Annotated in this window: 4 protein-coding genes and 2 rRNA genes (1 of these 6 cut by a window edge); 2 read left to right on the plus strand and 4 right to left on the minus strand. The window is 45.8% G+C overall.

Going from position 1 to position 9,553, the window contains the following annotated elements; all coding sequences use genetic code 11:
- Positions 1 to 55: 55 nt before the first annotated feature.
- A complete protein-coding gene (locus tag ACJJIB_RS16395; protein WP_444886861.1) occupies positions 56 to 1,624 on the minus strand; it encodes a thioredoxin domain-containing protein in 1,569 nt (522 codons plus the stop codon).
- A gap of 731 nt (positions 1,625 to 2,355) precedes the next feature.
- Between ACJJIB_RS16395 and ACJJIB_RS16400 the strand changes: the two genes are divergently transcribed.
- Complete coding sequence (locus ACJJIB_RS16400) at positions 2,356 to 2,565, plus strand: hypothetical protein (protein ID WP_444886862.1); 210 nt, start codon at positions 2,356 to 2,358, stop codon at positions 2,563 to 2,565.
- Positions 2,566 to 2,846: 281 nt separating this feature from the next.
- Positions 2,847 to 3,092 (plus strand): thiamine pyrophosphate-dependent enzyme, encoded by a 246-nt coding sequence (locus ACJJIB_RS16405; protein ID WP_444886863.1) that lies wholly within the window; start codon positions 2,847 to 2,849, stop codon positions 3,090 to 3,092.
- Positions 3,093 to 3,459: 367 nt separating this feature from the next.
- Here the strand turns inward: ACJJIB_RS16405 and ACJJIB_RS16410 are convergent, their stop codons facing one another.
- The 3 genes from ACJJIB_RS16410 to ACJJIB_RS16420 form a co-directional block, all read right to left on the minus strand.
- On the minus strand, positions 3,460 to 5,670 hold the full coding sequence (locus ACJJIB_RS16410) for a hypothetical protein (RefSeq protein WP_444886864.1): 2,211 nt from the start codon (positions 5,668 to 5,670) through the stop codon (positions 3,460 to 3,462).
- Between the two features lie 720 nt (positions 5,671 to 6,390).
- A 5S ribosomal RNA gene (rrf, locus tag ACJJIB_RS16415) occupies positions 6,391 to 6,506 on the minus strand.
- Positions 6,507 to 6,709: 203 nt separating this feature from the next.
- Positions 6,710 to 9,553 (minus strand): 23S ribosomal RNA (locus tag ACJJIB_RS16420); it runs 36 nt beyond the window's last position.

A 9,553-nucleotide genomic window follows, 5' to 3' on the forward strand; every position in this document is an offset into this window, starting at 1 on the left:
TTGGGCTCTCTGACTAGAGCTTTCATGAGAGCCCAAGTTTATCTCACAGCCTAAACTATTCTCTTTCTGTATTTGAATTTTTCTCAAAGTAGCTAAGCTCTTCAACTACATACTGTATACGTTGTGGTAGTCCCTTTCTCATAAAGACCACATCAATAAGCCGGCCACTAGAAAGCGCATCCCACAATTTATTTTGACCGCTATGTACCCAACTATCATTCACTCTCAGTAATACATCATTTTCTTGAAAGCCCAAGGCAGTGAAGAACTCATTATCTGCGACACCTTCAAGTCGCATCAAATGGTGTCCCTCAACTTCCAATTCGGCCTCGGTAAACTTAGCCTCCAAAGCCTGTCGCTGCTCCAAGTGACGACTTAACCAAGCCTGTCCTAGAGTCAGCACACCAGAAGAGGCTATCAACTTGCGGGTTCCAGGGCCCAGTGGCTGCTCTATACGTCGTTTTAACTCCTCACTTTGCCCATGTGTGTAGGTGAGTAAAACCTCAGCGCCCTCTTTCCCCTTTAAGGGTAACTTTTCCAGTCCGCCTCTACTCTCTATCACTGCGAAATTAGAGTGGATGCGCAACAATAAAATATTGTCTGAAATTTTTTGCCCTGCACTGAAATACTCCGCAGTAGCCTCCTTTACTGCAATCAAAGCTTTCGACTTACCTTCTACAGTTGATTCGCTAACCCCCAGTAACATTAGTGGCAATCTGGTAACCGGTAGATTTCTATCATCAATCGTTTCGCTATCCTTCCATCTATACTTTTCTTTTGATTTTATCCCCATAGATTGCAGTTCTTTATCTACCCAAAAAGCATACTGCTCAAAGTTACGCACCCCTTTCAGATACAACCCATTAATAAAAATGACCGGTACATTTTTAAGACCAAGATCTAGTGCACCATCCCGGGACCCCACTACGGAATCTTTTGGGCTATCACTGGATAAGCAATCTTCGAAAAGATGAATATCTAATTGCAATTGTTTAGCCAACTGAAGGTAAGTATCACTATCAAACTCAGGAGTTAGAACATACAAGGCATCGTGATACTCCCAAAATTTATTCTGCACCGCCGCACAACGCGCTGCAGATGCAGCTTGAATTCCTTCACGATGAAATTTAAGCGGAAAATCAAAGTGCGCTTGACGAACCCAACCCTTATAAACCTCTAGTAGACGGCGTATTACAGGCTGTATCGTTTTGCAATGTGGAGACTGGTAAGAACAATACATCTCCAAGGTGACTGGAGCATCCTGATTACCCCTAATAAATTTAGAACTCTCGGGCAATTGAATTCGTGGCGGCTCGGGCAACTTCAGATAAATCTCTATATCATCCCTCTTTGAGCTAAAATTAGCTTTTCCATTCACCAAGGCATTCAGTCTAGCCAAACGCAAATTATATTTTTGCTCTGCAATATCATAAAAAACCAGCTGTAAATCATTATCCAAATCCTGCAATGTAATATTATTACGACCAATACGCGCCACCACTTCAGAGTCGACATCTAGTTTAGCATTTAGCGCAGCCTTTCTTTCGTCTTTTCCACATGAAGAAAAAACAAATGCAAAACTCATTAGTAAAATCATTCGGAATCGTAATTTAACTTTTTTCACTATAATTCCCCATTTCCCATGTCGATCCTAACAAGCTCCTAGCCCACGACCTAATAATTACAAAATAAGCGCCAAAATCACCCTAAAACTGAGATGTTTATTCATTTATCCATCAACAATTTCTTTAGGGCGCGGCACCTAATAGGACTGTAAAGTTAAACGCCATCACTGTCAGCGTCTTCAGATAACATCTACAAACTGATCGACATTTATTGAAAATCTGGCCAGATTCCAGCTTGCAAATTTATTTATGACAGTTATGTATGGCCTGGCAACTGGGAACCCCGGTGTCTGCTATGGAACACTTGGACCAGAAGCTACTAATATGCCAGTGGAAATCGCCGATACGTAAGCGGATAGCACGCCTCTCGTTCCCATCAGTGCTAAAGCTGGTATCGAGGGGCTTTATAAAGAAACGTCTCAATATATTGCTCTAGTAAAGATGCTTGAGCTCATCACCAACTCATCAAAAATGATTATAAATCCAGAATTCACTTCCGAGCTGGTACGTGCAGCTTTCAAAAGCTATCAGGAAGATTAGCCAAGAGCCTATTATCTTGTGTGTTCCCGAAGACATTTTAGATATGGCGGCACCCCAAAATAAGTGGTCCCTGCTTGTTAACACCAAGCTAAATCCCACCCCTCCAATCGCAAACACCTAAGATACTTAGATTCAATTCTCCGAGGCTCTAAATATGGTTTTCGTCAGCACATTTCATGGAAAGAGCACAATGCCAGAGGAGCATCCAAACTCTCTGGGTGTTATGGTTTACGACTATGCCAATTTTGGTTTTGATTGTGTCGATGTTGTTATCTGTGTTGGCTATGAACTGAATGAGACGCCTCCATCCCCCATACTCCTAAATGCAGAAAAAAAATTATCTATAATCATAATTTCCCAGCAGAGGTTGATGCCAACATTTGCCTTAACCGTGATATAGAAGCCAAAATCTTTTTTTTACAAAAGTTGAGCACGCCTGAAAAAGCCAAGCCTGGTCAGTGAAGATTAAAAAATACAAAAACTTCTTTTCAGATAAATTAACAATGGCAAAGCCTCCAATACCTGCCCAATGAAATCCCAAAGGGTGGTCGCAGACTTTCAAGAAGCGATACAAATAGATGATATTGTGCTTTCAGACACCTGCGCAGTGAAAATGTGGATGGCACGCCTACCTAGCCTACAAGCCCAACACCCCTCCTAATTCCTAATAGGCTTGCCATTATGTCCTATGCCCTACCTGATGCTACTGATATCAACCTGGTCCACCCTAAATGCAGAGTACTAGCAGTGATGGGCGATAGCAGCTTTATGATGAATTTTCAAGAAGTTGAAACTGCAATTAGTGAAAGCATTCCCATTATTATGTTAATTTTTGTTGGCAGTAGCTATGGGCTTTTTAGATGGAAAATAGATCTGGAACTCAAGCGCCATTGTCATGTCGACTTCCAGAGTCAAGCAAATTGTTAAAAAGGCCTTGGCAGCCCACACAGTTCCAGTGGTTGCCTGCCCTGTATATTATTCTGAGAATGATAAGTTAACCGATCATTTGAGTGAGCTTGTAAAGTCTATCTGAGCACTTACTTTTAATTTATAAAAGCTTCACAAACTTAGTTGCAAGTAGCGATTACACTTTTACTTAAATATAGCAATCCCTAGAGAAACCAAGTTGCTCCGATTATTATCCACACAGCAAAAGAGTTTCACTACAAAGAATAAAACTGTGATCTACACAAGCCTGAGATTCACTAATCATTAATGAAACCGGGCCACTTATGTGGCCCGGTAATTGTCAAAATCAGCTTAAGAATCTAGATTCTTACCTGATCAGATTAAACTAATTAACAGTACACTTAAACTGCCAAGTCTTAGTAACACCGCTATCCGAATCACCGCCTGGAGCAGGAACATTAACCTCAACTTTCACGTACTCAGAACCTAACTCAGCGTCACTGGGGGCGACGATAGTAAATGCAACCAGTTCCGGGCCAAACTCAATCTCACTAGAGCCGTGACTAACCTCACATTTTTCTGAGTAAGTCTTCACGGTAGTACCCTCAGGCAAGAGCCCGTTGTAAAGGTCAGAAAGATAAAAATAAAGGTAAGTCGCGCCCCCTAAACCAACTTCAACTTCAGGACTGGAAGTATAATTACCATCTAAGGTTCTAAATATTCCGTAGGGTTCACTCCCTGCCACAAGAATTACGAGCTCCTCACTTACATGAACAAGTTCTTTAGAGCAAGTACCATCCGCTTCAGCTGCCTCAGAGCAGCTAAGGCCGTTATAAATACCATTGCCACTATCGTACTTTCCGTTGTCATTCAGTGGGATAAACAGCTCTTCATCACCGGCCTCTTCTGGGCAATTGGGATAGCAACTACCAATACTCCTCGAGTTCCCAAAGGCTCCATCTTCATTGTGATCTAAAAACGCTTCCGGTAAATCTACAAACGTTTCTCCGGTATCATATTGCCCATTACTATTCGCGTCGGTATAACTTTCCTGTCCCAGCGCATAAGCGAGGATAGTAGAGCGGCCGCCATAAGGTTGTCCCAATGGCTGTGGACATGGGTAGCCGCCCATTAGCCCAGTAACCGGACAGGTCGTGTTAAAAATAGTCCGAAGAGAATGCATCACACCATCGTCACCAAGGAATTTATAATCCAGAGGTGCTCGGGGGTTCTGGCTATTCCAATCCACTGAGCAATTCCCATCGACAGTAGTACAGTAGCCGGCAATGCGCCCATACTCAGTTTTAAAAGAAATAGCGGTACCATCAGGAGTCGTATTGTTATCGTCGCCAACCCTAATAGTGATCTCGGAAGTGACACCATCATAGTCATCACCATTCACTCTAAGGACGCTAGCAGATAAAGAAAACGAGTCTTTATCAAGAATGCCTGCTGAGACTACTAAATCACTAGAAAAAGTATAAGAAGTGTTCCCGTTGCTATCAGTAATTGTAGCTTTAACCCGAACCGGCAACGCTACCCTTCCAGCAGAAACCAAAGCAATTACTTCGCCCTCAGCATCGGTCGTTCCGGAACTACTAGCAAGGTTGACGTTTCCCTCTCCCTCTTCCAAAGTGAAGTTAACTTCCACCCCGCTCATTGGCAAGCCATCTTTGCTGAAGACCTGAAAACGTACTTCTGATGTTTCCTTGCCTCCAGAACCTTGGATATTGATTATCTCAGGTTCAGCACTCACAAACTCAATGGAGCCTACCTCTGGAGGCATTACAGTAAGCTGGCCGCTGGCAGATATACTTGGGTAAGCTACTAACGTTGCAGTGATGCTATCCTGACCTTCGCAGCCCTCTGCAGTATATGTAGAAGTTGCCTTACCCTCTGTCGTAGTAACCGGAGAATCAAGAGTAGCAACGGCTGGTTGGCTCAAACTGCAATTACTGGAAAATTCTACTTGCATCCTTTTGGAGTAAAGGTTGCCATCAGGACCCTGTAAATAGACGCTAACTGGCGTTGTGCCCTTAGAAGATAGGTTCTGAGCAAGAATCTCCAATTCACCCGACACAAACTGCTGGCTATTATCCAGGTAGCCAAGCTGTAGAGAAGGTTCTTCGATACTAAATCTTAGTGGCGAGTAGGGTGCCTGATCTGTACTAACACTATCGTAGGCAACAACAATCTCACCAACACTGCCGATTTCCTGTCCTTCAACACTCAGTTCCAGAGTAGCGACACCACTGTCATTTGTCTTGACTATGCCACTTTTAGGGCTCAACTCACCCAAGGTTGTTGTAACAGTTACGTTCTCAGAGACAACAAGACCACTATTGTCACTCTTAACCGTCACATGGATACTTACCGGCTCTTCTGGATTGGGGTTTTCAATCAACTCATCCGTATCTAAGTCACGTAGCTCTACAGTAATGCTATAAGAGGGATCTGTTTCTGGTGAAGTTGGATCCGGGGAAGAAGCCCCGTCATCGCTACCGCCACTACCACCACCACAGGCGGCTAGTGAAACTGCAATGGTCAGCAATAGAAACCATCGCGAAATTGATTGGTACAGCGTAAGAATGTGCATCTAACTATCCTTCAATATCTTTAGCGCCCAATGGCAGCAACAGCCATCACTGCCCAAACTGGGTATGTATAGTCTTCCCCGACACGGCTGAATACGTCTTTAACTATCATCGACCACTCGTACAAGTGAGAAGCCTTAACGTGCCTCTATCGTGTTGCGTATAAGAGCAGATAAAAACCCTTCAACCCACAAGAAAAGGCAACGGGCGACTATCCTGAATCGCTATATTAAAATCAAGTTCTTTATGCCTATGTTGTACGACTGTCTCACAAAAATGAGGCCAGGATGAGATTTAGATCAAATAATTTCTTATAAGAACACCAAGCTCAAGTTATTACTTCAGCATAAACAAAGGACAAAGAAAGCTTCATTGATTATCCAGCAACATTATTGAGAGGATAAATTTGGCGGAAGCTTTTAATCTCCCTTTTTTATTTTTAATTCCCAATCGCGATTCGCTGATATTTCTTTCATCCATAAAAAAAGCCCGCCTGCTTAGCAGTCGAACCCTTTGTTATTGTCATGGAAAATAAAATCAAGATCAGATTGATGATCAATACTGGGGTTAAGTTTTAATTTGAAGTATTGCTAGCTTGAACCAGAAGATTGACCAAGCAAATTAAGAACTCAATTTTCTTCAACCCATCTTATCTTTTTCTGTAAATATTTTTACACATAAAAAAAGGGCCACCCTGTTGGGTGGCCCTTTTCGGATTAGAAGCCTGACGATGACCTACTCTCACATGGGGAAGCCCCACACTACCATCGGCGATGCTGCGTTTCACTTCTGAGTTCGGCAAGGGATCAGGTGGTTCCACAACTCTATTGTCGTCAGGCAAACTGGCTTGGGTTGGCATTGGTCTTATAAGCAATCTGCTTGGCCTGCCGTGTTATCGCTGTTTGCCTCGGTCTGTTGACCGGCGATAACCCCAAATAAGTCGGTAAAACAATCTGTAGTAATACACCGCAAGCGATCATTGTGTGTCTTTCATTCCACAATCCGCTAGCTTAGCTAGTCGTTAGTAACCATCTCTGTTGTATGGTCAAGCCGCACGGGCAATTAGTACTGGTTAGCTCAACGCCTCACAACGCTTCCACACCCAGCCTATCAACGTGGTAGTCTTCCACGGCCCTTTAGGACTCTCAAGGAGTCAGGGAAATCTAATCTTGAAGGAGGCTTCCCGCTTAGATGCTTTCAGCGGTTATCCCGTCCGAACATAGCTACCGGGCAATGCCACTGGCGTGACAACCCGAACACCAGAGGTTCGTTCACTCCGGTCCTCTCGTACTAGGAGCAACTCTTCTCAAATTTCCAACGCCCACGGCAGATAGGGACCGAACTGTCTCACGACGTTCTAAACCCAGCTCGCGTACCACTTTAAATGGCGAACAGCCATACCCTTGGGACCGGCTTCAGCCCCAGGATGTGATGAGCCGACATCGAGGTGCCAAACACCGCCGTCGATGTGAACTCTTGGGCGGTATCAGCCTGTTATCCCCGGAGTACCTTTTATCCGTTGAGCGATGGCCCTTCCATACAGAACCACCGGATCACTATGACCTACTTTCGTACCTGCTCGACATGTCTGTCTCGCAGTCAAGCGCACTTATACCATTATGCTCATTGCATGATTTCCGACCATGCTGAGTGCACCTTCGTACTCCTCCGTTACTCTTTGGGAGGAGACCGCCCCAGTCAAACTACCCACCATACACTGTCCTCGATCCGGATAACGGACCAGAGTTAGAACCTCAAACATACCAGGGTGGTATTTCAAGGACGGCTCCACAACAACTAGCGTCGCTGCTTCAAAGCCTCCCACCTATCCTACACAAATAGGCTCAAAGTTCAGTGCAAAGCTGTAGTAAAGGTTCACGGGGTCTTTCCGTCTAGCCGCGGGTACACTGCATCTTAACAGCGATTTCAATTTCACTGAGTCTCTGGTGGAGACAGCGTGGCCATCGTTACGCCATTCGTGCAGGTCGGAACTTACCCGACAAGGAATTTCGCTACCTTAGGACCGTTATAGTTACGGCCGCCGTTTACCGGGGCTTCGATCAAGAGCTTCGCCGAAGCTAACCCCATCAATTAACCTTCCGGCACCGGGCAGGCGTCACACCCTATACGTCCTCTTACGAGTTTGCAGAGTGCTATGTTTTTAATAAACAGTCGCAGCCACCTGGTCACTTCGACCGGCCTCAGCTTAGGGAGCAAGTCCCATCACCAAAACCGGCGTACCTTCTCCCGAAGTTACGGTACCATTTTGCCTAGTTCCTTCACCAGAGTTCTCTCAAGCGCCTTGGTATTCTCTACCTGACCACCTGTGTCGGTTTAGAGTACGATTCACTATTGCCTGAAGCTTAGAAGTTTTTCCTGGAAGCAGGGCATCAACCACTTCACCCACAAGTGGGCTTCGTCATCAGTTCTCAGCCTTAGGGACCCGGATTTGCCTAAGTCCCCAGCCTACAACCTTAAACATGGACAACCAATCGCCATGCTGGCCTAGCCTTCTCCGTCACTCCGTCGCAGCAATAGCGAGTACAGGAATATTAACCTGTTTCCCATCGACTACGGCTTTCGCCCTCGCCTTAGGGGTCGACTAACCCTGTCCCGATTAGCGTTGGACAGGAACCCTTGGTCTTCCGGCGGGGAGGTTTTTCACCTCCCTTGTCGTTACTCATGTCAGCATTCGCACTTGTGATACCTCCAGCAGACCTCCCGATCCACCTTCAACGGCTTACACAACGCTCCTCTACCATGCTCCTAAGAGCATCCGCAGCTTCGGTTACCAGTTTTAGCCCCGGTATATCTTCCGCGCAGGCCGACTCGACTAGTGAGCTATTACGCTTTCTTTAAAGGATGGCTGCTTCTAAGCCAACCTCCTAGCTGTCTGGGCCTTCCCACATCGTTTCCCACTTAACTGGTATTTGGGACCTTAGCTGGCGGTCTGGGTTGTTTCCCTTTCCACGACGGACGTTAGCACCCGCCGTGTGTCTCCCGCGATTGCACTCCTCGGTATTCGGAGTTTGCATGGGGTTGGTAAGTCGGGATGACCCCCTAGCCCAAACAGTGCTCTACCCCCGAGGGTGAGACGCGAGGCGCTACCTAAATAGCTTTCGAGGAGAACCAGCTATCTCCCGGCTTGATTAGCCTTTCACTCCGATCCACAGGTCATCCCCTAATTTTTCAACATTAGTGGGTTCGGTCCTCCAGTTGATGTTACTCAACCTTCAACCTGCCCATGGATAGATCGCCGGGTTTCGGGTCTATTGCCTGCAACTAAACGCCCTATTAAGACTCGATTTCTCTACGGCTCCCCTAAGCGGTTAACCTTGCTACAGACAATAAGTCGCTGACCCATTATACAAAAGGTACGCAGTCACCCCGAAGGGCTCCTACTGCTTGTACGTATACGGTTTCAGGTTCTATTTCACTCCCCTCTCCGGGGTTCTTTTCGCCTTTCCCTCACGGTACTGGTTCACTATCGGTCAGCTGGGAGTATTTAGCCTTGGAGGATGGTCCCCCCATATTCAGTCAAGATAACACGTGTCCCGACCTACTCGATTTCACTCTAAATGCCTTTTCGTGTACGGGGCTATCACCCTGTATCGCGGTACTTTCCAGAACCTTCCACTAAAACATAAAGAGCTTAAGGGCTAATCCCCTTTCGCTCGCCGCTACTCAGGGAATCTCGGTTGATTTCTTTTCCTCCGGGTACTTAGATGTTTCAGTTCCCCGGGTTCGCCTCCATAACCTATGTATTCAGTTATGGATACCTGTAAACAGGTGGGTTTCCCCATTCGGACATTCTAGGATCAAAGCTTGTGTGCCAGCTCCCCTAGACTTTTCGCAGGCTCCTACGTCCTTCATCGCCTCCAGCTG

It is taken from the genome of Microbulbifer mixtoriginis (SeqCode) (assembly GCF_052467705.1).

Coding starts and splice junctions, on each gene's coding strand:
- ACJJIB_RS16405 (WP_444886863.1), top strand. CDS start 2,847: ATGTCCTATGCCCTACCTGATGCTACTGATATCAACCTGGTCCACCCT.
- ACJJIB_RS16400 (WP_444886862.1), top strand. CDS start 2,356: ATGCCAGAGGAGCATCCAAACTCTCTGGGTGTTATGGTTTACGACTAT.
- ACJJIB_RS16410 (WP_444886864.1), bottom strand. CDS start 5,670: ATGCACATTCTTACGCTGTACCAATCAATTTCGCGATGGTTTCTATTG.